This window comes from Humitalea rosea (assembly GCF_003253705.1).
Taxonomy (GTDB): Bacteria; Pseudomonadota; Alphaproteobacteria; order Acetobacterales; family Acetobacteraceae; genus Humitalea; species Humitalea rosea.
Map to the genome: position 1 here is coordinate 1 of NZ_QKYU01000010.1, position 19,971 is coordinate 19,971.

25 protein-coding genes and 1 tRNA gene are annotated in these 19,971 nt (G+C 70.2%); 10 read left to right on the forward strand and 16 right to left on the reverse strand.

Going from position 1 to position 19,971, the window contains the following annotated elements; translation table 11 throughout:
* Nucleotides 1–75 precede the first annotated feature (75 nt).
* Nucleotides 76–1,020 (forward strand): polysaccharide deacetylase family protein, encoded by a 945-nt coding sequence (locus C8P66_RS09820; protein ID WP_111398083.1) that lies wholly within the window; start codon nucleotides 76–78, stop codon nucleotides 1,018–1,020.
* Between the two features lie 6 nt (nucleotides 1,021–1,026).
* Here the strand turns inward: C8P66_RS09820 and C8P66_RS09825 are convergent, their stop codons facing one another.
* The 10 genes from C8P66_RS09825 to ccmC form a co-directional block, all read right to left on the reverse strand.
* Nucleotides 1,027–2,313, reverse strand: a complete 1,287-nt coding sequence (locus C8P66_RS09825) for an amidase (protein WP_111398084.1) — start codon at nucleotides 2,311–2,313, stop codon at nucleotides 1,027–1,029.
* 12 nt (nucleotides 2,314–2,325) lie between these two features.
* Nucleotides 2,326–3,876, reverse strand: coding sequence for an amidase (locus C8P66_RS09830; RefSeq protein WP_111398085.1), 1,551 nt, complete (start codon nucleotides 3,874–3,876; stop codon nucleotides 2,326–2,328).
* 4 nt (nucleotides 3,877–3,880) lie between these two features.
* Complete coding sequence (locus tag C8P66_RS09835) at nucleotides 3,881–4,936, reverse strand: AbrB family transcriptional regulator (protein ID WP_111398086.1); 1,056 nt, start codon at nucleotides 4,934–4,936, stop codon at nucleotides 3,881–3,883.
* A 156-nt stretch (nucleotides 4,937–5,092) separates the two neighbouring features.
* Nucleotides 5,093–5,887: a c-type cytochrome biogenesis protein CcmI gene (ccmI, locus tag C8P66_RS09840; protein ID WP_111398087.1), complete on the reverse strand. Its 795-nt coding sequence runs from the start codon at nucleotides 5,885–5,887 to the stop codon at nucleotides 5,093–5,095.
* Nucleotides 5,887–6,345 (reverse strand): cytochrome c-type biogenesis protein, encoded by a 459-nt coding sequence (locus C8P66_RS09845; protein ID WP_111398088.1) that lies wholly within the window; start codon nucleotides 6,343–6,345, stop codon nucleotides 5,887–5,889. Before C8P66_RS09845 ends, ccmI begins: the two co-directional genes overlap by 1 nt.
* Nucleotides 6,342–6,926, reverse strand: coding sequence for a DsbE family thiol:disulfide interchange protein (locus C8P66_RS09850; RefSeq protein WP_111398089.1), 585 nt, complete (start codon nucleotides 6,924–6,926; stop codon nucleotides 6,342–6,344). The genes C8P66_RS09845 and C8P66_RS09850 overlap by 4 nt, the downstream gene beginning before the upstream one ends.
* Entirely contained in the window at nucleotides 6,923–8,890 is a 1,968-nt protein-coding gene (locus tag C8P66_RS09855) for a heme lyase CcmF/NrfE family subunit (protein WP_111398090.1), read from the reverse strand. Before C8P66_RS09855 ends, C8P66_RS09850 begins: the two co-directional genes overlap by 4 nt.
* On the reverse strand, nucleotides 8,887–9,450 hold the full coding sequence (ccmE, locus tag C8P66_RS09860) for a cytochrome c maturation protein CcmE (protein ID WP_111398091.1): 564 nt from the start codon (nucleotides 9,448–9,450) through the stop codon (nucleotides 8,887–8,889). The genes C8P66_RS09855 and ccmE overlap by 4 nt, the downstream gene beginning before the upstream one ends.
* Complete coding sequence (locus C8P66_RS23830) at nucleotides 9,447–9,590, reverse strand: hypothetical protein (RefSeq protein WP_158537186.1); 144 nt, start codon at nucleotides 9,588–9,590, stop codon at nucleotides 9,447–9,449. Before C8P66_RS23830 ends, ccmE begins: the two co-directional genes overlap by 4 nt.
* Complete coding sequence (ccmC, locus tag C8P66_RS09865) at nucleotides 9,587–10,381, reverse strand: heme ABC transporter permease CcmC (RefSeq protein ID WP_111398092.1); 795 nt, start codon at nucleotides 10,379–10,381, stop codon at nucleotides 9,587–9,589. Before ccmC ends, C8P66_RS23830 begins: the two co-directional genes overlap by 4 nt.
* Before the next feature lie 90 nt (nucleotides 10,382–10,471).
* Between ccmC and C8P66_RS09870 the strand changes: the two genes are divergently transcribed.
* The 6 genes from C8P66_RS09870 to C8P66_RS09895 all read left to right on the forward strand — a co-directional run bounded on the left by C8P66_RS09870 (nucleotide 10,472) and on the right by C8P66_RS09895 (nucleotide 13,620).
* Nucleotides 10,472–10,762 carry a YciI family protein gene (locus C8P66_RS09870; protein WP_111398093.1) on the forward strand — a complete coding sequence of 97 codons (291 nt, stop codon included), beginning with the start codon at nucleotides 10,472–10,474 and terminating at the stop codon, nucleotides 10,760–10,762.
* 2 nt (nucleotides 10,763–10,764) lie between these two features.
* On the forward strand, nucleotides 10,765–11,172 hold the full coding sequence (locus C8P66_RS09875) for an EVE domain-containing protein (RefSeq protein WP_111398094.1): 408 nt from the start codon (nucleotides 10,765–10,767) through the stop codon (nucleotides 11,170–11,172).
* Nucleotides 11,169–11,519, forward strand: coding sequence for a Rieske (2Fe-2S) protein (locus C8P66_RS09880; RefSeq protein WP_111398095.1), 351 nt, complete (start codon nucleotides 11,169–11,171; stop codon nucleotides 11,517–11,519). Before C8P66_RS09875 ends, C8P66_RS09880 begins: the two co-directional genes overlap by 4 nt.
* Nucleotides 11,520–11,691: 172 nt before the next feature.
* Nucleotides 11,692–11,904: a ParD-like family protein gene (locus C8P66_RS09885; protein WP_111398096.1), complete on the forward strand. Its 213-nt coding sequence runs from the start codon at nucleotides 11,692–11,694 to the stop codon at nucleotides 11,902–11,904.
* Nucleotides 11,901–12,674 (forward strand): type I methionyl aminopeptidase, encoded by a 774-nt coding sequence (map, locus tag C8P66_RS09890; RefSeq protein WP_111398097.1) that lies wholly within the window; start codon nucleotides 11,901–11,903, stop codon nucleotides 12,672–12,674. The genes C8P66_RS09885 and map overlap by 4 nt, the downstream gene beginning before the upstream one ends.
* 97 nt (nucleotides 12,675–12,771) lie before the next feature.
* Nucleotides 12,772–13,620 (forward strand): SDR family NAD(P)-dependent oxidoreductase, encoded by an 849-nt coding sequence (locus C8P66_RS09895; protein ID WP_111398098.1) that lies wholly within the window; start codon nucleotides 12,772–12,774, stop codon nucleotides 13,618–13,620.
* A 150-nt stretch (nucleotides 13,621–13,770) separates the two neighbouring features.
* Here the strand turns inward: C8P66_RS09895 and C8P66_RS09900 are convergent, their stop codons facing one another.
* The 5 genes from C8P66_RS09900 to C8P66_RS09915 all read right to left on the reverse strand — a co-directional run bounded on the left by C8P66_RS09900 (nucleotide 13,771) and on the right by C8P66_RS09915 (nucleotide 16,968).
* Entirely contained in the window at nucleotides 13,771–14,259 is a 489-nt protein-coding gene (locus tag C8P66_RS09900) for a CinA family protein (protein ID WP_111398099.1), read from the reverse strand.
* A complete protein-coding gene (locus tag C8P66_RS09905; RefSeq protein WP_111398100.1) occupies nucleotides 14,259–15,464 on the reverse strand; it encodes a M20 aminoacylase family protein in 1,206 nt (401 codons plus the stop codon). Before C8P66_RS09905 ends, C8P66_RS09900 begins: the two co-directional genes overlap by 1 nt.
* Nucleotides 15,465–15,551: 87 nt before the next feature.
* Nucleotides 15,552–15,701, reverse strand: a complete 150-nt coding sequence (locus C8P66_RS23835; RefSeq protein ID WP_158537187.1) for a hypothetical protein — start codon at nucleotides 15,699–15,701, stop codon at nucleotides 15,552–15,554.
* Between the two features lie 31 nt (nucleotides 15,702–15,732).
* Nucleotides 15,733–16,848, reverse strand: coding sequence for a BLUF domain-containing protein (locus C8P66_RS09910; protein ID WP_111398101.1), 1,116 nt, complete (start codon nucleotides 16,846–16,848; stop codon nucleotides 15,733–15,735).
* A 44-nt stretch (nucleotides 16,849–16,892) separates the two neighbouring features.
* Nucleotides 16,893–16,968, reverse strand: a tRNA-Glu gene (locus C8P66_RS09915).
* A gap of 287 nt (nucleotides 16,969–17,255) precedes the next feature.
* Here C8P66_RS09915 and C8P66_RS09920 point away from each other — a divergent pair.
* From C8P66_RS09920 to C8P66_RS09930, 3 genes are all read left to right on the forward strand, one after another.
* On the forward strand, nucleotides 17,256–17,660 hold the full coding sequence (locus tag C8P66_RS09920) for a hypothetical protein (RefSeq protein ID WP_111398102.1): 405 nt from the start codon (nucleotides 17,256–17,258) through the stop codon (nucleotides 17,658–17,660).
* Between the two features lie 188 nt (nucleotides 17,661–17,848).
* Entirely contained in the window at nucleotides 17,849–18,523 is a 675-nt protein-coding gene (locus C8P66_RS09925; protein ID WP_111398103.1) for an ABC transporter ATP-binding protein, read from the forward strand.
* Nucleotides 18,517–19,689, forward strand: a complete 1,173-nt coding sequence (locus C8P66_RS09930; RefSeq protein WP_158537189.1) for an ABC transporter permease — start codon at nucleotides 18,517–18,519, stop codon at nucleotides 19,687–19,689. The genes C8P66_RS09925 and C8P66_RS09930 overlap by 7 nt, the downstream gene beginning before the upstream one ends.
* On the opposite strand, the gene C8P66_RS23520 is transcribed toward C8P66_RS09930, so the two are convergent.
* On the reverse strand, nucleotides 19,643–19,948 hold the full coding sequence (locus tag C8P66_RS23520; RefSeq protein WP_146422794.1) for a YgdI/YgdR family lipoprotein: 306 nt from the start codon (nucleotides 19,946–19,948) through the stop codon (nucleotides 19,643–19,645). The genes C8P66_RS09930 and C8P66_RS23520 overlap by 47 nt on opposite strands.
* Between the last annotated feature and the right edge of the window lie 23 nt (nucleotides 19,949–19,971).

The following is a 19,971-nucleotide window of genomic DNA, read 5'->3' on the forward strand; positions in this document are numbered from 1 at the left end:
GGGAATGACCCCCAAGCGTCTCGCGGCGACCCTCTCCCAGCTACCGACGCGCAACCTTAGCCAGGAGGCGCGGCGATGAGTGGAGGAGTTACAAGCGGGCTGCCCGACGACTACCTGCACTATCCGCTGCGCCGGCAGGGGATGGACCACGACCGCTACCCCTATCGCATTCTGCCGCGCACCGCCCCGGTGACCTGGCCGGGCGGGGCGCGCGTCGCACTCTGGGTCGCGGTGCCGATGGGGCATTTCCCGATGGACATGGCGATGCAGCCCATCCCGGTCCCCGGCGGGATGGAACGCCCCTACCCGAGCTACTGGGACTACACGCAACGCGACTACGGCAACCGCATCGGCATCTACCGCCTGCTGAAGACGCTCGGCGCGCGCGGCCTGAAGGCGACGGCGCTGATGAGCGCCGTGCTCGCGCAGCGCTACCCGGTGCTGATGGATGACATCGCGCAGGCGGAATGGGAGGTCGCGGCGGCCGGGCTCGACATGGGCCACCTGCATCATGAGGGCGTGCCCGAGGCCGCCGAGCGCGCCACGGTGCAGGAGGCGGTCGCGATCCTGCGCGGACGCTTCGGCGCGGCGGTGCGGGGCTGGCATTCGCCGGCCTATTCGGAATCCTCCCGCACCCTGGATCTCGTGGCCGAGGCCGGGCTCGACTACACCACGGGCTGGATCAACGACGACATGCCCTATGCGATGGCGACGGCGGCGGGCGGGATCACCGCGATGCCGCTGCCGCATGACCTGTCCGACCTGCGGATGCTGTTCCAGCAGAACCTCGCGACCGAGGATTTTTGCGCGGCCGTGCTCGCCGCCCACACGGTGCTGGACGCCGAGGCCGAGGCGACCGGCGGGGGCCGCGTCCTGACCCTGGTGCTGACGCCCTGGCTGATGGGCCAGCCGCACCGGATCCGCGCGCTCGGGGTGATGCTGGATGCGCTGCTGGCGCGCGGCTCGCTGTGGCCGGCGACGGGGGCGGAGATCCTGGACGCCTGGCGCGCCCAGGGGTGACGCCGCTCAGCCCGCGTCGATCACCGGCGCCACCGCCGCCGCCACATCCAGCAGCGCCGCGTCGCCGAACCGCGGCCCGACGATCTGCACGCCCACCGGCATCCCATTCGGCCCCTTGATGCAGGGGATGCCGATGCAGGGCACATGCAGCAGCGTCCACATCGAATTGAAGACCGGGTTGCCGGTGTCCTGGCGCCCCACCGGCGCCTCGCCCACCGCCGCCGGGGTCAGCACGGCATCGAGGCCCGGGAACAGCGCGTCGAACAGCTTCCGGCACTCGGCGGCGAGGTCATAGGCCCAGAGCATCTGCTGCGGCGTGATGCCCTTGGCATTCTCCACCCGCTCGTGGAAATCCCGGTGCAGCAGGCCGGGTGCTGCCAGATATTCCTGCAGGAAGCCACCACGCCCCTCGCCATGCAGCACCACGAGCTGCGCCGCGGTGATCTCATCGAAGGGCGCGGGCAGGGTCACCTCCTCCATCGTGACGCCCGCCGCCTCCAGCCGCTTCGCGGCGGTGCCCAGCGCCTCGCAGCACTCCAGCGACGCGACCTGCCAGTTGGGGCCGCGACAGACGCCGATGCGGAGCTGCTTCAGCCCCTTGGTCACCGGGGTCTCCACGCCGAACAGGCGGAACGCTTCGGCCACCAGCCGCAGATCGCCCGGCGCCCGGCCATACCAGCCGATGGTGTCGAGGGTATGCGAATAGCGCTTCGCCCCCTCGCTGTTCACCACCCCATGCGTCGGCTTCATCCCATAGACGCCGCAGAAGGAGGCCGGGCGGATGGTGCTGCCCCCGGTCTGGGTGCCGAAGGCCAGCGGCACCATCCCATCGGCCACCGCCGCCGCCGAGCCCGATGACGAACCGCCCGGCGTGCGGGAGGGATCATGCGGGTTGCGGGTCAGCGCGCGGCGCCCGGCGGCGGCGAATTCCACGGTATCGGTCTTGCCGAAGACCACCGCCCCCTCGCCCCGCGCGATGCCGACGCAGGCCGCGTCCCGGCCCTGCTGCAGCCCGTCATAGATCGGGGAGTTGTGGCTGGTCGGCATGTCGGCGGTGTCGATCATGTCCTTCACGCCGAGCGGCAGCCCGTGCAGCACGCCCTTGGCATAGGCCTTGTCCACCCGTCGCGCGTTGCGGACCGCGAGCAGGGGATCGAGGTAGCTGAACGCCTTGGTCACCGCCTCCCGCTCGGCGCAGCGTTCGAGGCAGGAGTGGGTCAGCGCCTCGGCCGTCAGGCTGCCATCCGCGAGCATCGTGCGGGCCGCGGTTGCGGTGAGTTCCCAGGGTTCCATGGCGGCTCTCTCTCAGGCTTGGATACGGAAGACGCCGGCGGGTTCGGCGTCCTTGGCGGGCATTCGGGGCAAGGCGGCGCCATTGGCGGCGACGACGGCGGCAAGCTCGGCATCCCGCGCGGCGCGGTCCACCGGCACTGGCGCGGGGTCCGGGCCAGTGCCGCCGCGCAGCTCCGGGCGGCGGGCGCGGTCGCCGCGCGCCGCCTCGACCACTCGCGCCGCGCGCAGCAGCCGCGCCTCGGCGAAGTATGGCCCGATGAGTTGCAGGCTCAGCGGCATCCCCGCCGGATCGAAGCCGCAGGGCACCGCCATCGCCGGATGGCCGGAGAGGCTGGCGATGTTCATCGAGGTTTCCCGCGTAAAGGCGATGGTCCCGGCCGGATCGTCGAAGCGCGGCGCCACGCGGAAATTGCCCGGCAGCAGCAGCAGGTCGCAGCGCCTGAACAGCGCATCGATCCGCGCCGCGGCATCCCGGCGCAGGCGCTGGGCGGCGAGGTAATCGGCGGCGCGGACCATACTGCCGCTCGTCATCTTGTCGCGCAGCGCCTGGCCCATCAGCCCGGCACGTTCGCGGAAATCATCCTCGTGGATGCTGTGGGATTCGGCGGTGTTGATGGTGCTGGCGGCGCGGCGGATATCGGCCAGCGGCATCGGCAGCGCCACCTCCACCAGCCGCGCGCCGCGCGATTCCAGCAGCAGCGCCGCGGCCTCCAGCCCGGCGGCGATGTCGGGGTGGACCTCGGCCGCGGGCAGGCCCTGCACCAGGCCGATGGTCAGCCCCGCCACCCCGGCCCCGAGCCCGGCCACATAATCGGGCACGGGCCAATCGGCGCTGCCCGGATCGCCAGGGTCATGGCCCGCGATGGCATTCAGCACGATGGCACTGTCCTCCACCGTCCAGCACAGCGCCCCGGTCACATCCAGCGACCAGCAGTTCGGCAGCGCGCCGGCACGGCTGGTGCGGCCATAGCTCGGCTTCAGCCCCGCCAGCCCGCAGGCTGCGGCCGGCAGGCGGATCGAGCCCCCGGTGTCGGAGCCGAGCGCGAAAGGCGCGATCCCCGCCGCCACCGCCGCCGCGCTGCCGGTCGAGGAGCCGCCGGTGAAGCGGTCCAGATCCCATGGGTTGCGCGCGACGGGATAGGGCAGGTCAAAATGCACAGCCCCGGTGCCGGTGCCGTATTCCCAGGCGTTGAGCTTGCCGAGCAGGATCGCCCCCGCCGCCTCCAGCCGATGGATCACATGGGCGGTGGCCGCCGCCACATGCCCCTGCATCAGCCGCGAGGCGCCGGTGGTGGGCACTCCGGCGACGTGGAAATTATCCTTCACGGCGAAGGCGACGCCATGCAGCGGCCCCCGCACGCGCCCGGCGGCGATCTCCGCCTCCGCCCGCTTCGCCGCCGCCAGCGCGGCCTCCGGCAGGGTGGTGATATAGGCCCGCACCTGCCCGTCGATCGCCGCGATCCGGCCGAGCAGCGCCCGCACATGCGCGACCGGCGACAGGCGGCGCGCGGCGAAACGCCGGCCGGCCTCGGCCGCGGAAAGCAGGCAGATGTCTTCGGTCATTCGGTCATGTCCCGGAGTCGGAGCGGCGGTGGAGCACCCGGAAGAACAGTGGCGTGATCAGCGAGACGAGGAAGATCCGGGTGACATGCAGGATCACCACCAGCGCCACGTCGAAGCCGAGGGTCTTCGCCGTCAGGCTCATCTCCGCCACCCCGCCGGGCGCGGTGCCGAGCAGCATGGTCCCGAGCGACTCGCCCCAGATCAGCCCGAGCAGCATGCCCACCAGGGCGCAGCAGGTCATCAGCGCCACCACATGCAGGATCGCCGCCGGCAGGAAGCGGCGCAGCGACCGCAACGCCTCCCGCCCGAAGCCGGTGCCGAGGCTCGCCCCAAGTGCGACCTGCGCGATCGCGGTCAGCCAGGGCGGCACGCCGGAGAGCGGCACCCCGCTCGCGGTCAGGGTCGCGGTAACCACCAGGGGGCCGAGCAGCCAGCCGACCCTGACCCCCACCCGGACCAGCAGCAGCGCCGCCGCGAGCCCGCCGCAATAGAGCAGCAGCAGGCGCAGCGGCAGGAAGGGCAGCGGCGAGGCGGCCCAGGGGTGCTCGGCATGGAAGCCGAACAGGGCAAAGGCATTGGGCACCAGGATCACGACGAAGCAGATGCGCAGCAACTGCGTCACCGCGACCGGCGCGGCCCGCCCGCCATAGGAATCGGCCAGCAACGCCATATCGGCAACGCCGCCGGGGATGGAGGAGAACCAGGCCGTCGCCATATCCACCCGCCCGACCCGCGCCAGCAGCGGCGCCAGCGCCGCGCCGACGCCGAGCGAGGCGAGGGCGGCGACCAGGACCAGCGGCAGCTTTTCGGTCAGGAGCGCGGCCGTGGCCGGGGTGAAATAGGCGCCGAGCGCGATGCCGATGATGCCGAAAAGGGCATTCCGGGCCTGGCGGGAGCCTTCGGCAGGCAGGCCTGCGAACCGCGCCGCCGCGACCGCGAGCAAGGAGCCGGTCAGCCATGCCAGCGGCATATGCAGCCAGGCGAAGACCGCGCCCCCCGCACCCCCGATCAGCGCGCCGAGGATGAATTGCGCGGCCTGCGACCGCATCAGCGCCGCCACGCCGATGCTCCCCAGATCGGGCCGGGGGTAGCGCGGTATGGGCTGGTGCGGCTGGTCACATGCTCGTCCCCGAAGTGTCGCGGCGAACCTCGCCCAGCCCAGGCCATCCTGCAAACCCGGCTAAAAGGTCAGCAAGTTCCAGGCCAGGACCGAAGCTCAGGGCAGCTCGGCCAGGGCGCGTTCGACCAGGGGCCTCCACGGCGCATCCGCCGGCGCCTCGGCCAGCAGATCGGTCCAGATGCGGCGCGCGCCCTCGGCATGGCCGGCACGGGCGGCGGCCAGCCCGGCCAGGAAGCGCAGCCGGGGCTGGGTCGGCGCCGCCACCAGCGCGCGGGCCAGCAGCCCCATCGCCGCCTGGGTCTCGCCGCGTTCGATCTGCAATTCGATGAGGTCGGCGGCCAGCGCCGGGTCGTAGCGGATCGCCAGCGCCGCCCCCCAGGCCTCGGCCGCCGCGGCCGTATTGCCGCGGCCCTGCTCGGCGCTGCCCAGCAGCACCAGCCCCTGGCGGCGGGCGTCGGAGGTGGGCTCCATCTGCTCCAGCCGTTGCCGCAGGGAGGCGATGACCGCCTCATCCTGCCGCGCCTGGGCCTGGCGCTCGACCAGCGGCGCATCCGGCAGCCCGGGCTTGCCGTGCCAGAGGTAGAGGCCGAAGGCCGCCGCCGGCAGCAGCGGGATCAGCGCCGGCAGGAGCGCGGCGGAGCGGCGCGGGCGGGTCGCGGGCGCCACGGCGGGGGCGGCGAGCAGCCGGCGCTGCACCTCCACCAGCGCCGCCGCATGGGCGGCCTCATCCAGCCGGCCGGCGTCGCGCTCGCGATCCAGCTCGGCGATCTGGGCGTGGAACAGGGCGAGGTCGGCCTCCCGCCGCGCCCGGGCGGGGCGGGGCCGCCACAGCGCCCATGCCAAAGGGGCGAGCGCAACCAGCGCCAGCCCAAGCTGCAACAGCCACGACATCAGGCCTGGCGATCCCCCGTGATATCGGCGAGGCGCTGGCGTTCGGCCTCGGTCAGCGGCGCCGTCGCGGCGCGCGGGGTGCGGCTGCGCAAGGCCACGACGATACCGCCGCCGAGCAGCACCAGCAGCGGCGCGCCCCAAAGCAGCAAGGTCGCGGTGTTGAAGGGCGGCCGCAGCAGGATGAAATCGCCATAGCGGGCGTGGATGTATGCGGTGACCTGATGGTTGCTCGCCCCGCGCGCGACCTGTTCGCGCACCAGCAGCCGCAGGTCGCGGGCCATATCGGCCTCGCTCTCCTCGATCGACTGGTTCTGGCAGACCATGCAGCGCAATTCGCGCCCGATCTCGCGCGCGCGGGCCTCGGCGGCGGGATCGGCCAGCATGTCCTCGGGCTTGCCGATCGCCTGGGCCTGGAGGGCCGGGAACAGCAGCAGAGCGGCAAACAGCAGCGCCCTCATGCGTAGCGCCTCAGCAGCGGCTGGATGTCGTCGCGCAGGAGTTCCGGCGTGACGGCGCCGGGGAAGCGCCAACGGATGATGCCGCCGCGATCGACGAAATAGGTCTCGGGCACGCCATAGACGCCCCAGTCGATCGCGACCCGCCCCGGCTGGTCCCGCCCGAGGCGGGCGAAGGGATTGCCGCGCTGGGCCAGGAAGCCGGCGGCATCGGCCGGCTTGTCCTTGTAGTTGATGCCGTAGACCGGCACCCCGTCCCGCGAAAGGCGCATGAGCTGCGGATGCTCGATAACGCAGGGCACGCACCAGCTCGCCCAGAAATTCACCAGCACCGGGCGCGGCATGTCGATCAGATCGGCCTGCGCCAGCCCCGGCAGCCCGGCCGCCTCCAGCGGCGGCAGAGTGAAGGCCGGCGCCTGATGCCCGACCAGCGCCGAGGGCACCCCGCGCGGATCATAGGACCCGCTGCTGAGCCCGCGCAGCATGGCGTAGAAGCCGACGCCGCCGGCCGCCGCGACCCCGAGCGGCGCCCAGAGCAGCCAGCGCCGCCGGCGGGGAATCGGGGGGGGAACAGCCTCGCTCATGCCGGCTGCGTCCCATCCGCGCGGCGGCGGGCGGGGGCGGCGACGCGCACCCGCCGGTCGCTCAGCGAGACGCCGGCGCCGAGCGCCATCACCGCGGCCCCGAGCCAGATCCAGGGCGCCAACGGGTTGTTGTGCAGGCGGATCACCGCGCGGCCATCGGTCTCCTCGCCCATCACGGCATAAAGGTCGCCGAAGACGGTGGTGTGGATCGCGGCCTCGGTGGTGTTCTGGCGGGCGACGGGGAAGAAGCGGCGCTCAGGCCGCAGCACCGTCACCGGCGCGCCATCGCGCGTCACGGTCAGGGTCGCGCGGCGGCTGGTCCAATTCGGACCGGTCGCATCCTCGACCGCATCCAGCCGCCAGTCATAGCCCGCCAGCGCCACATGATCCCCGACCCGCATCCCGGCCAGCCGGTCGGTCGCAAGCCCCATCCCGGCCATGCCGAGCACGGTGATCCCCATGCCGGCATGGGCGATGGCGCCACCCCAGGCCGAGCGCGGCAGACCGCCGGCGCGCGCGATCGCGGTGCGCCAGCCGGAGCGGAACAGCGCGAGGCGATCCGCGACATCGGCCAGCGCGCCCCCGATCAACCAGGCCGCGGCACCGAAGCCCAGCGCCGGCAGCGGGTTCCAGCCGGAAACGGCCAAGGTCGCGAGAAACGCCCCAAGCCCCGCCAGCGCCACCCACCACAGCCGCTGCACCACCGGCCAGGGCCGCGCGCGCTTCCAGGACAGCAGCGGCCCGGCCGCCATCGCGGCGAACAGCAGTGCCGCCAAGGGCGCCACCGCCGCATTGAAGAAGGGCGCCCCGACCGAGATCTTCTCGCCGGTCAGGATGTCCAGGAACATCGGGTAGAGTGTGCCGGTGAAGACCACCGCCAGGATCGAGCAGAGCAGCAGGTTGTTCAGCACCAGCCCACCCTCCCGCGAGACCGGCGCGAACACGCCTGTCGGCGCCATGGCGGGCGCCCGCAGGGCGAAGAGGATGAAGGCACCCCCGACGTAGAAGGCCAGCAGCGCGAGGATGAAGACGCCCCGCTCCGGATCATTGGCGAAGGCATGCACGCTGTTCAGCACGCCCGAGCGCACCATGAAGGTGCCGAGCAGGCTCATGGCGAAGGCCAGCAGCGCCAGCAGCACCGACCAGAGCTTCAGCGCCTCGCGCTTCTCCACCACGATCGCCGAATGCAGCAGCGCGGCACCGGCGAGCCAGGGCAGCAGCGAGGCATTCTCGACCGGGTCCCAGAACCAGTAGCCGCCCCAGCCCAGCTCGTAATAGGCCCACCACGACCCCAGCGCGATGCCGAGCGTCAGGAACCCCCAGGAGGCCAGCGCCCAGGGCCGCACCCAGCGGCCCCAGGCGGCATCGACGCGGCCCTCGATCAGGGCGGCGATGGCGAAGGCGAAGGTGACGGCGGTGCCGACATAGCCGAGGTACAGAAGCGGCGGGTGGAAGGCGAGCCCCGGGTCCTGCAACAGCGGGTTCAGCCCCTGCCCATCCGCCGGCGGCGGCCAGATGCGGCCGAAGGGGTTGGAGGTCGCCAGGATGAAGGCGAGGAAACCCAGGCTGATCAGCCCCAGCACCCCGATCACCCGCGCCTGCAACGCCGAAGGCAAATTGGTCCCGAACCCCGCCACCGCGGCACCGCAGAGCGACAGGATGAAGACCCAGAGCACCATGGAGCCCTCATGGTTCCCCCAGGCGCCGGCGACCTTGTAGAGCATCGGCTTTTGCGAATGGCTGTTCTGGACCACGGCCAGCACGCTGGTGTCGTTGACGACGAAGCACCAGATCAGCGCGGCGAAGGCCGCGCCCACCGCGAGCAGCCCGCCGAGCGCCAGCGCCGGCCCCGCCGCCATCGCCGCCGCATCCTGCCGCTGCGCCCCCCAGATCGGCACGACTGCCTGCGCCAATGCCAGGATGCAGGCGAGCGCCAGCGCGTAATGGCCCAGTTCGGCGATCATGACCCACCTCGCGCGGGGGCTTCGGGATGCAGCGTGTTCCAACTCGCGGCCGGCGGCGGCGCGCCTTGGGCGGGCTGCCATTGCCCGGCGCGCTTCAGCGCATCGGCGACCTCGGGCGGCATATAGGCCTCGTCATGCCGGGCCAGCACCTCGGTCGCGGCGAAGACGCCATCGGGGCGCATCCGGCCCAGCGTCACCACCCCCTGCCCTTCCCGGAACAGATCCGGCAGCACGCCGGAGAAGGTGACGGGGACCGTCGCCACAGTGTCGGTGACGCGGAAGCTGATGTCGGGGCGGCCATCGGGGCCTTCGCCACGCACCACGCTGCCGGCCTCGACCAGCCCGCCGAGGCGGAAGGCGCGGCCGGGCGGCGGCGCCTGGCGGGTGATGTCCGACGGGCTTTGGAAGAAGACCAGATTGTCCTGGAAGGCGGTCAGCGACAGCGCCGCCGCCGCCCCCACGCCCAAGGCGCAGAGCAGCAGGATATGCAGCCGCCGCCGGCTGCGGGCGCGGCCGAGGCTCGGCCCCGCCGATTTGCGCGCAGGCGCCGCGGCGCTCATGCCTCATTCCCCCGCGGGTCGAGCACCGCGAGCCGTCGCTTGGCGCTCCGGTGACGCAGCGCCGCCTGCCCCGCCATGCCGGCGAAGCCCAGGGCAACCAGCGCCCAGGCGGCGGTCACATGCATCCAATGCAGGGTCATGACGCGGTATCCAATCGGCGCGCAGCCGCCATTTCGAGCGAGCGGACCCGGCGCTCCATCACCGCCGCCCGCACCCGCGCCAGCACCACGGCGGCGAAGAGCAGGCTGAACGCCACCGTGCAAGCCAGCAGCGGGTAGAGGATGTCCACATGCAGCCCCGGCGCCGCAAGCCGGGTGACGCTGGCCGGCTGGTGCAGCGTGTTCCACCAATCGACCGAGAATTTCACGATGGGCAGGTTCACGAGCCCCGCCAGCGCCAGGATCGCCGCGGCCCGGCCGCCGCGCTCCGGGTCCTCGAAGGCGCGGGACAGCGCGGCATGCCCGGCCCAGAAGAAGAACAGCACCAATACCGACGTCAGCCGCGCATCCCAGACCCACCAGGTGCCCCACATCGGCCGGCCCCAGATGCTGCCACTGGCCAGGCACAGGGCACCGACCAGGGCGCCGACCGGGGAGAGTTCGCGCGCCGCGATATCGGCCAGCGGATGCCGCCAGACCAATGAGATCACCGAAAGCGCGCCGAGCGCGACGTAGCCGCCCATCGCGAGCCAGGCCATCGGGACATGGACATAGAGGATGCGGACGGTCTCGCCCTGCTGCCAGTCCGGCGGCGACCAGACCAGGCCCCAGAGCCCGCCCCCCACCAGCGCCACCAGCGCCAGCCCCCAAAGCCATGGCAGCAGACGATCCGTCAGCCGCAGGAAGCGGCCGGGATTGGCAAAGCGGTGCCAGCCCTTGGAGGGGCGTCCTGGGGGGCCGGCGAGGGTCGTGCTGGTCGGGGCTGCGTCCACGTAGCGGACATAGACGCTTCATGGCCGGGATTGAAGCACCGCCCGCCAGCGGTTACTCGGTGAGTCCGTCCAATTGGGGAAACAACCGCCATGCTCTTCGCCATCCAGAACGTCGATCGCCCCGGCACCAATGAGCTCCGCGTCACCACCCGCCCCCCGCATGTGGCCTGGCTGGAAGCGAATATCGCCCGGCTGGTCTTCGTCGGCCCCGTGCTGGCCGAGGATGGTGCCTCCTGCGGCAGCATACTGGTGGTCGAGGCCGAGAGCCTGGACGACGCCCGCGCCTTCGCCGCCGCCGACCCCTATGCCGAGGCCGGGCTGTTCGAATCGACCGTGGTGCGCGGCTTCCGCCCGGTGTTCCGCGACGGCGCCAAGGTCTGACCATGGCCTTCTGGCTGGTCAAAAGCGAGCCGGATGCCTTCGGCTGGCCGGAGCAGGTCAAGAACAAGGTCGAGCCCTGGACCGGGGTTCGCAACGCCCTGGCGGCCAAGAACATGTCCGCCATGGCCAAGGGTGACCGCGCCTTCTTCTACCATTCCAACATCGGCAAGGAGATCGTCGGCATCGTGGAGGTGGTGCGCACCGCCTATCCCGATCCGAGCGACGAGACCGGCCGCTGGGTCTGCGTGGACATGAAGGCGGTCAAGCCGCTGAAGCAGCCGGTCACCCTCGCCGCGATCAAAGCCGACCCCCGCTTTGCCGACATGGCACTGGTGCGCCAGTCGCGGCTGTCGGTCGGGCCGGTCTCGGACGAACACTGGAAGATGATCTGCGACATGGGCGGGGTATGAGCGAGGAGCGCTGTCTGGGTCCGCTTTCCGCGATTCCCGATGGCGGCGCCAAGGGGTTTGCGGCCGTGCCAGGCGGCTTCACCGGGCTGTTCGCGGTGCGGCGCGGGAAGGATCTGCGGGTCTATGTGAACGCCTGCCCGCATATCGGCCTGCCGCTCGAAATGCTGCCGGACAAGTTCCTGGACGCGAAAGGCGAGAAGATCGTCTGCACCGCGCATGGCGCGTGCTTCCGCATCGAGGATGGGCTCTGCGTCGCCGGCCCCTGCGTGGATGAGGAATTGGAGGCGGTGCCGGCGCGGGTGGATGCGGCGGGTGAGATCTGGGTGCCGGCCAGCGCCGGGCGATAGGCCGCGGGACCTATTGAGCGGCTTGCGGTGGCGGCGGTCAGGATACGCCGCCCGGTCGCTATGGCCAACGTTCGGCAGGGCGCGCTCGAACCGAGGTGCTTCCGACGCTGCCCTTGGCTTTTTCATATACGGTATATATACGTTCCATGTACGGATAGTATGTGGAAATCCCATGGGCATTGTGAACATAGATGATGATCTGCACGATCAGCTGCGCCGGGCGAGCAAGGTATCGTTTCGTTCGATAAATGCGCAGGCCGCCTATTGGATCAGGCTCGGCATGCTCTGCGAGACCAATCCGACGCTTGGCTTCACTGAGATCATGGCGCGCGAGCTTAGGTCCGCAGGCGTTTCGGCTCAATCGATGGCGGCGGGCGAAGCATGACGAAGCAGCCCGAGGAACTGGCGTTGCTGGCCGAATCTGGCCGGCTACTGGCGTCCGTATTCGGGATGCTGGATCGAACCGCACTCGTCGGTATATCAACACTTCACATCAATGAAATGGTCGAGCGTTTCATCGTTCACGACCTCCAGGCCCGACCCGCGAGCAAGGGTCAATATGGTTATGGTTTTGTGTTGAATTCTTCGGTGAACAATGTGGTCTGCCACGGCGTTCCATCGCAATCGCTCGTGCTTCGGGACGGCGACATCGTCAATTTCGACATCACGCTTGAGAAGAACGGCTATATTGCTGATTCCAGCAAAACCTACCTCGTTGGAGAGGTAAATCCAGCCGCCAAGAGGCTGGTCCAGACCACCTACGAAGCCATGTGGATGGGGATCCGGGCGGTTCGCCCGGGCGCGCGGCTCGGAGACATCGGCTGGGCGATCGAACGACATGCCAAGCGAAATGGCTATTCCGTGGTGCATGAGTATTGCGGTCACGGCATCGGCCGGGAGATGCATGAGGCACCGCAGGTTCTGCACTTCGGAAAGCCGGGAACCGGCCTCGCCCTCCGTGAGGGCATGGTTTTCACGATCGAGCCGATGATCAATCGGGGCCGTCGAAGTGTGAGAACCGAGGCTGACAGTTGGACTGTTGTGACGAGAGACGGATCGCTTTCCGCACAGTTCGAGCACACCGTTGCCGTTACCGCTTCCGGCGTGTCGGTGCTGACGCTACGACCAGACGAACCAGGCTCAGGACCAATTTAGCGGCTTGAGGTGGCGGTGGTTGGTGAGTCCTGAGCCCAGGTGGAAACCCCGCCCCGGCACGCCATGTTTGCGCGCCAGCGCAAGACAAGGATCGACCATGACCCATCCCGTCCTCATCCCCGGCGCCGTTGCCGTCATCACCGGCGGGGCCGCCGGCATCGGCCTCGCCGTGGCGCGGCGCTGCGTCGCCCTCGGCCTGCGCGTCTGCATCGCCGATCTGGACCAGGCGCGGCTGGATGCGGCGGCGGCCGAGCTTGCCGACCTCTCGCCCGAGGGCGCCGATGCGGTGATGGCAATGACCATCGACGTCAGCCACCTGGACGACGTGCAACGCCTGGAAGCCGCGGTGCGGCAGCGCTGGGGCGGCACCGACGTGCTGATGAACAATGCCGGCACCCAGCCCGGCAGCGGCATGTTCGGGCCGGCCGAGAACTGGGCGCGGGTGCTCGGGGTCAATCTTTGGGGCGTGATCCATGGCACGCAGGTCTTCGTGCCGGGCATGATCGCGCGGGGGCGGCCGGGGCTCGTGATCAACACCGGCTCCAAGCAGGGGATCACCTCGCCGCCGGGGGACCCCGCCTACAACATCTCCAAGGCGGGGGTGAAGGCGCTGACCGAGGCGTTGCAGCACGAGTTGCGCAACACCAAGGGCTGCCGGATCAGCGCGCATCTGCTGATCCCGGGCTTCGTCTTCACCGGCCTGACCGCCAAGGGGCGGGTGGAGAAGCCCGACGCCGCCTGGACGCCGGACCAGGTCGCGGAGTTCCTGCTGGAACGGCTTGAGGCCGGGGATTTCTACATCCTCTGCCCCGACAATGATGTGCCGCGGGCCTTGGATGAGAAGCGTATCCTCTGGGCTGCGGGGGACATCGTCCAGAACCGGCCGCCGCTGTCCCGCTGGGACCCGGCCTATGCCGGGGCTTTTGCCGAGTTCCTGAAGGCATAGCCTCGCGGCCCGCCTCAATGCGAAGTGACGCCGAGGCGCACGGGCGGCAGCCTCGGGCCCGACATGGCCAAGCGTTCGTCCTTCGCCGTGCGTGCCGAGATGGGCGCGCGTCTTCGCGGCGGGCGCTGAACATCCCCAGCGGCGCCGCCCTCAGGGGCTGGCCGCGATCGCCTCGGCCAGCAGATCCAGCAGCCCCGCCGCGAAGACGCGCATATTGGCGACGCGATCGGCGCTGCCGGTCTCGATCGTCCGCACCAGGCTCGTGGGGCCGGCGATGGCGATGCAGCTATGCCCGGCGCTGTCGCCGTAGCGATTGCCGCTGGGCCCGGCCGCGCCGGTCTCGGCGATCCCCCAAGCGGCGTCGAAGCGCTGCCGGACGGTGCGGGCCAGCAACTGGGCATAGGGCTCGGAGGAGGAGCGCAGCCCCGCCATATCCGCATCGGTAATGGCGAGCAGCGCCCCGCGCGCCTGATGCGTATAGACCACCGCCCCGCCCCGGAAATACGCGCTGGCCCCCGGCACCGCCAGCAGTGCTGCCGAAACCAGCCCGCCGGAGGAGGATTCCGAGACGGCGATGCTCTCGCCACGGGCCTTGAGCAGGGCGCCGAGCCGTTCGGCCCGGGGCAACAGATCCTGCATCACGCGGCCTCCCGCACGGTCGCCAGTTCCTGGCGGACCAGATTGACCCAGAAGGCCACGCCATGCGGCAGCGCCGCATCGTTGAAGTCATAGAGCGGCGAATGCAGGGCATGCACCGTGCCGTCCGGCGCCGCACCGGTGCCGAGGAAGACGAAGGCGCCGGGCTTGGCCTTCAGCATGAAGGCGAAATCCTCGCCGCCGGTGACGGGGCGCATCTTCACATCCACCGCGCCCTCACCCGCCACGGCCTGGGCCGCCGTGGTCATCGCCTCGGTCTCCCGCTCGTGGTTGACGAGGGGGATGGCGTTCCACCAGAGCTTCATCTCCACGGTGGCGCCCTGGGTCGCCGCGGCCAGCTCCGCCAGCTCGCGGATGCGGCGCTCGACCAGGGCCTGCATCTCCGGGTTGAAGGCACGCATGGTCCCGCCGACCACAAGCTCCGACGGCATGACGTTCAGCGAATCCATGGTGCCGCCCGAGATGTGGCCGACGCTGACCACCACGCTCTCCAGCGCCGGCACGTTGCGGCTGACGATCCCTTGCAGCGCCTGGATGAAGAAGGCCTGGACCACCGTGAGGTCATTGGCCAGATGCGGCGAGTTGCCGCCATGCCCGCCGGTGCCGCGGAAGGTCGCGATCCAGCGGCCGGAACCGGCCATCATCGGCCCCTTGCACAGCGCGAATGCGCCGAGCGGGATGCCCGGCATGTTGTGCATTCCATAGACGGCATCGCAGGGGAATCGCTCGAACAGCCCATCCTCCAGCATCGCCTGGGCGCCGCCGCGGCCTTCCTCGGCGGGCTGGAAGATGAACTGGACGGTGCCGGCGAAATCGGGGTTCTCGGCCAGGACCTGCGCGGCCCCAAGCAGCATCGACGTGTGGCCGTCATGGCCGCAGGCATGCATGCGGCCCGGCGCGGTGGAGCCATAGGGCAGCCCGGTCCGCTCGGTCAGCGCCAGCGCATCCATATCCGCGCGCAGGCCGATCGCGCCCTGCCCGGGGCGCTTCCCCTTCAGCGTGGCCACGACGCCGAGGCGGCCGACGCCCTCGGTCGTCTCCAGCCCCATCGCGCGCAGGCGCGCGGCCACCAGGGACGCGGTGCGCGTCTCCTCGAAGCCGAGTTCGGGATGGGCGTGGAGGTCGCGACGCAACGCGACCAGTTCGGGAAGGTGGCGGGCGATTGCCTGCGTGTCGTCGCGGTCCATGTCGGCGCTCCTGTTCGATCCCCGGGGCATCGGGCCGAGGCCATCAGGCCAGGGCAGGCATCGCGCGGGAGTTGTTCGAGGAGGGTTTCACCATGGACGGCGCCGGGCGCCAAGGCGGCCGACGCCGATCTCGATGCGGAAGGACTGGCCATGCAGGGCTTTGCCTGCGGGCAACACCGCCATCGCCGGCATCACCCCTGCCCGCCTCGGGGTCGGCAGGTTCCGAACCTGGAGCATGTCGGGTAACTCCGCCCGGTTTGAAAATTCTCTAAACGGGACGGCTGCCCGTAGGCCCGAGGCCGCGCAGCGTGCCGAGGAAGCCGGCCACGATCGCGGACCGGACCTCCGGCGTGGCCAAAAGTTCGGGGGCCCGCAGCAGCACGGTCTTGGCCGCTGCCCCGACCCCGGACATCGCCATGGCCAATTGCGCGTCGCTGATATGATCGCAGGGGATCGCACAGCGGATCATCGCGCCGCGAAGCGCCTCCGCGAAGATCCACATGCCGTCGTGCAGGATCTCGTGGTAGTTCCGGAAAATAAAACGGTAGGTCGGCGCATGGACCCCGCCCGTCCGCAGCAGCCGCGACAGCAGCATATCAACCGCCCAATGGGCGAGTTCCACCTCATCCCGGAAGGTGACGGTCCGCAGATCCTCGACCGCCGCATTCAGCGCGAGGACCTGGCGACGCCGCACCACCGCGCGCAGCAGGCTCTCGGTTCCATCGAAGTAGCGATAGGCCGCCTGAAGGGTGATGTTCGCCTCATGCGCCACGCCCTCCAGCGAAAGCTTGCCGGCGCCATCGCGCAGGATGATCGCTTCCGCCGCCATGAAGACCTGGTCCACGGTCTGCACCGCGCGCCGCTGGCGCGGCGGCACCCGCAAGGCGTTCATCAGAACCTTGCCGGCGCGCGTGTCCATCAGGGAGAACAGCCCCGTCTTCTCCACCTGCTGGGCCAGCAGGGGGCCGGTCGGCCGCAGGAGGCTGGCGGCGAAGCTTTCCTGGTTCGCCTCGGTGGCGCCTGGCGTCACCTGGCCCCAATCGGCGTAGCTGCGCTCCCCGACCAGGCGGTCGAACAGCAGCACGACGTGCTTGTGGCGGGTATCCGCCTCGATTGTCCTGAACAGGCGGCCGGTGATCTCGGGGTCGCCCTCAAGCACCTGGGCGAAGGAGCCGACCTCGCAGACGATTCGGCCGGTGATCCCAAGCTGCCGGTTCTTCGTCTCGGCGTGGCTGACGAGGTCAAGCAAGCGCTCGCTGGGCAAGGGCTCGCTCACGGTGCTGCAATAGACCAGACAGCGGATCATCATTGGACCTTCAACGACCACGCCGCCAGGGGGCAGGAGACGGCGGGCCGAAGCCAGACCATAGGATATCTGGAGCATGGCCGCGCCATCCCCGATCCGGGATGGCGGCGCAGTGGTGGGAATGGTGCCCCGTACGGGATTCGAACCCGTGTACCCAACGTGAAAGGCTGGTGTCCTAGGCCTCTAGACGAACGGGACAGGCCATGTCTCGGCGATATCACGGAACCTTCCCAAAGGCCACCGCCGCCGCCCCTGGGGGAAGCTTCGACCGCCGCATGGCTCGGTCCAGCGCGCTACCCCGCGAGAACGAGGCGCTGCATAGCCGCTGGGGCGGGGGAAGCCTAGCCCCTTCCGCCGCTGATTTCGTGCCGCAGCTATGCCGGCGATAGGTCCTGCCGCATGGAGCCCGCCGAACGCCTGCCTTAGGGTCCTGGATATCGGAGGCGCAGGCCCGCTCCTCCTTACAGTCAAGGACGCGCCTTCACATGATCCCCCTGCCCCGCCTCTCGGCCATCGTCGCCGCCCTCGGCGTCGCCGCCCCGCTGCTGCTCGCGGCCCCCGCCGAGGCGCAGAGCAACGCCTGCCGTGGCCGCGGCTTCATCGATTCGGTCTATCAGACGGGCCTGGGTGGCACGAACTTCGAGTATTTCGTGATCATCCGGAACCAGACCTCGGCGCCGATGAGCTGGCAGCTCAATTTCGGCGGCTTCCCCGGCAATGTGACCCTGTTCAGCCCGCAGCTCGCCGGCAGCGCGCTCGGACCCAATGCCAGCGAGACCATCCGCTTCGGCCGTGGCACCAACGGCAACATCAACCAGGGCACCGTGGGCCGTGTCTATGACACCGCCGGCACCGGCTCGGCGACCGTCGCCATGACCAACTGCCGCTGAAGCACCCCGCCGGCCCGGATGCGTGATCGCATCCGGGCCGATGCTGTAGGCACGAACAGGCGGCAGCACCCGTCCGGACAGCCGAGGATGGCCCATGATCCCTTCGCCATGCCCGGCCCTGCCGATAACCCCATGCCACTGAACGGTGGCGCATTCCCGCCGTGATGAAACGGCCCTAGCCTCCCGTCATGCTCGAATTGGTTGATATTGGCCGTTCCTATCGCGTCGGCCCCGGGCAGATGCATATCCTGCGCGACCTGTCGCTGACCGTGGCGGCGGGGGAGCTCGTCTCCATCATGGGCGGCTCCGGCTCGGGCAAGACCACGCTGATGAACATCATCGGCCTGCTCGACAAACCGACCAGCGGGCAATACCGGATCGATGGCCAGGATGTGCTGGGCGCCAAGGCGAGGGAGCTGTCCCGCCTGCGCAACCGGCTGATCGGCTTCGTCTTCCAATCCTTCTTCCTGCTGCCCAGGCTCAACGCCTGGCGCAATGTCGCGCTGCCGCTGATGTACCGCGGCACGCCGGAGGCCGAGGCCCGCCGCCGCGCCATCGCCATGCTGGAGCGTGTCGGCCTTGGCGAGCGCACCGAACACATGCCGGCGATGCTCTCAGGCGGCCAGAAACAGCGGGTCGCCATCGCCCGTGCCCTGGTCGGCGAGCCCCGGGTGATCCTGGCCGACGAGCCGACCGGGGCGCTCGACCCCAAGGTCAGCCAGGAGATCATGGAGCTGTTCCTGGCGCTGAAGCGCGAATACGGCGTGCTGATCCTGATCATCACCCATGATCCTGGGGTCGCCGCGCAATGCGAGCGCCAGGTGGTGCTCGCCAATGGCGTGCTGACGGAAACCCGATGCTGACACGCGTGATCGCCGAGGCCGCGGCCAACCTCCTCGCCTCCCGCCAGCGTTCGGCGCTGGCCTTGCTCGGCATCGTGATCGGCGCGGGCGCGGTGATCGCCATGCTGAACGTCGGGGCCATCGCGCGGGAGGAGACCATCCGCCAGTTCCGCCAGCTCGGCACCGACATACTGACGCTGCGCGCGGATGGCCTGACCGGGCTCGGCAATTTCCAGCTCGGCGATATCGAGGCGGTGCCGGAGATGGTGCCCGGCGTCGCCGAGATCGCGCCCTTCGTGATCGGCGGCGGCAGCATGTCCTTCGAGGGCACGACCGCCGGCGGCTCCCAGCTCGGCGTCACCGCCGCCTTCGCGCATGTCTCGCGGCTGCGGCTGGAATCGGGGCGCTTCATTTCGGACCATGATCGGTACGAGCTGTACACGGTGATCGGCGCCGGCCTCGCGCGGCAATTGTCCAACCCCTATGCGATGGTGCGCGTCGGCTCGGGGCTGCGCCTCGGCCGCTACGTCTTCACCGTCATCGGCATCCTGGAGCCGGTGCTGCAAAGCCCGATGATGCCGGTGGACATCGACAGCACGATGTTCGTCTCCCTGCCCAATGTCCGCCGCATCCTGTCCAACCCGAGCCTGTCCATGGCCATCGCCCGGATGCGGCCGGAGGCGGAGCCGGAAGCCGTCACCGAACAGTTGCAGCGCTACCTCGGGCCGCGGCTGCGGGATGCGACGCTGAGCGTGCAGAGCGCGAAGCAGCTGATCGCGGGGATGCAGAGCCAGATGCAGCTCTTCACCCTGCTGCTGGGCGCGGTCGGCGCCATCGCGCTGGCGCTGGGGGGCGTCGGGGTGATGAACATCATGCTGGTCTCGATCGCGGAGCGGCGACGGGAGATCGGCGTGCGCCTCGCGATCGGCGCCGAACCGGGCGACATCCGCACCCTGTTCCTGGCCGAGGCGGTGATCCTCTCGGTCACCGGCGGGCTGATCGGGATCGGGCTTGGCCTGGCCGGGGCCTATGGCTTCGCCAAGCTCTCGGGCTGGGCCTTCGTGCTGTCACCCACCGCCGCCCCGCTGGGCGCCGGGGTCTCGGTCATGGTCGGCATCTTCTTCGGCTTCTACCCCGCCGTCATGGCGTCGCGGCTGGACCCGATCGAGGCCTTGCGGGCGGAATAGGCTCCGGCCCAGTTTGCTCCGGCCCAGTTTGCTCCGGCAGGATGATCGGCGGATCGCCGGTCGGCAAGGTGATCGGCGGATCGCCGGTCGGCTCGGCGATGGCGGTGACGGGCAGGCTCGTGGTGTCGCGCGGCATGCTGGCCTCGATCGCCGGCGCCGTGATGACCGCGGGCGTCGCGCAGCCTGCCAGCAGCAGGCTCGCGCCGATGGCGCAGATGCTCCAAAGCTCGCCGGGGTTGCTCCCGACGGGCCTGGGCATGGTGCAGGATGCGGTCCGGATCA

What these genes read in the sequence shown, in the direction of transcription:
- C8P66_RS09820 (WP_111398083.1), top strand. Translation starts at nt 76, where the DNA reads ATGAGTGGAGGAGTTACAAGCGGGCTGCCCGACGACTACCTGCACTAT.
- C8P66_RS09825 (WP_111398084.1), bottom strand. Translation starts at nt 2,313, where the DNA reads ATGGAACCCTGGGAACTCACCGCAACCGCGGCCCGCACGATGCTCGCG.
- C8P66_RS09830 (WP_111398085.1), bottom strand. Translation starts at nt 3,876, where the DNA reads ATGACCGAAGACATCTGCCTGCTTTCCGCGGCCGAGGCCGGCCGGCGT.
- ccmI (WP_111398087.1), bottom strand. Translation starts at nt 5,887, where the DNA reads ATGTCGTGGCTGTTGCAGCTTGGGCTGGCGCTGGTTGCGCTCGCCCCT.
- C8P66_RS09845 (WP_111398088.1), bottom strand. Translation starts at nt 6,345, where the DNA reads ATGAGGGCGCTGCTGTTTGCCGCTCTGCTGCTGTTCCCGGCCCTCCAG.
- C8P66_RS09850 (WP_111398089.1), bottom strand. Translation starts at nt 6,926, where the DNA reads ATGAGCGAGGCTGTTCCCCCCCCGATTCCCCGCCGGCGGCGCTGGCTG.
- C8P66_RS09855 (WP_111398090.1), bottom strand. Translation starts at nt 8,890, where the DNA reads ATGATCGCCGAACTGGGCCATTACGCGCTGGCGCTCGCCTGCATCCTG.
- ccmE (WP_111398091.1), bottom strand. Translation starts at nt 9,450, where the DNA reads ATGAGCGCCGCGGCGCCTGCGCGCAAATCGGCGGGGCCGAGCCTCGGC.
- C8P66_RS23830 (WP_158537186.1), bottom strand. Translation starts at nt 9,590, where the DNA reads ATGACCCTGCATTGGATGCATGTGACCGCCGCCTGGGCGCTGGTTGCC.
- C8P66_RS09870 (WP_111398093.1), top strand. Translation starts at nt 10,472, where the DNA reads ATGCTCTTCGCCATCCAGAACGTCGATCGCCCCGGCACCAATGAGCTC.
- C8P66_RS09875 (WP_111398094.1), top strand. Translation starts at nt 10,765, where the DNA reads ATGGCCTTCTGGCTGGTCAAAAGCGAGCCGGATGCCTTCGGCTGGCCG.
- C8P66_RS09880 (WP_111398095.1), top strand. Translation starts at nt 11,169, where the DNA reads ATGAGCGAGGAGCGCTGTCTGGGTCCGCTTTCCGCGATTCCCGATGGC.
- C8P66_RS09885 (WP_111398096.1), top strand. Translation starts at nt 11,692, where the DNA reads ATGGGCATTGTGAACATAGATGATGATCTGCACGATCAGCTGCGCCGG.
- map (WP_111398097.1), top strand. Translation starts at nt 11,901, where the DNA reads ATGACGAAGCAGCCCGAGGAACTGGCGTTGCTGGCCGAATCTGGCCGG.
- C8P66_RS09895 (WP_111398098.1), top strand. Translation starts at nt 12,772, where the DNA reads ATGACCCATCCCGTCCTCATCCCCGGCGCCGTTGCCGTCATCACCGGC.
- C8P66_RS09900 (WP_111398099.1), bottom strand. Translation starts at nt 14,259, where the DNA reads ATGCAGGATCTGTTGCCCCGGGCCGAACGGCTCGGCGCCCTGCTCAAG.
- C8P66_RS09905 (WP_111398100.1), bottom strand. Translation starts at nt 15,464, where the DNA reads ATGGACCGCGACGACACGCAGGCAATCGCCCGCCACCTTCCCGAACTG.
- C8P66_RS23835 (WP_158537187.1), bottom strand. Translation starts at nt 15,701, where the DNA reads ATGCTCCAGGTTCGGAACCTGCCGACCCCGAGGCGGGCAGGGGTGATG.
- C8P66_RS09910 (WP_111398101.1), bottom strand. Translation starts at nt 16,848, where the DNA reads ATGCTCCAGATATCCTATGGTCTGGCTTCGGCCCGCCGTCTCCTGCCC.
- C8P66_RS09920 (WP_111398102.1), top strand. Translation starts at nt 17,256, where the DNA reads ATGATCCCCCTGCCCCGCCTCTCGGCCATCGTCGCCGCCCTCGGCGTC.
- C8P66_RS09925 (WP_111398103.1), top strand. Translation starts at nt 17,849, where the DNA reads ATGCTCGAATTGGTTGATATTGGCCGTTCCTATCGCGTCGGCCCCGGG.
- C8P66_RS09930 (WP_158537189.1), top strand. Translation starts at nt 18,517, where the DNA reads ATGCTGACACGCGTGATCGCCGAGGCCGCGGCCAACCTCCTCGCCTCC.
- C8P66_RS23520 (WP_146422794.1), bottom strand. Translation starts at nt 19,948, where the DNA reads ATGCCCAGGCCCGTCGGGAGCAACCCCGGCGAGCTTTGGAGCATCTGC.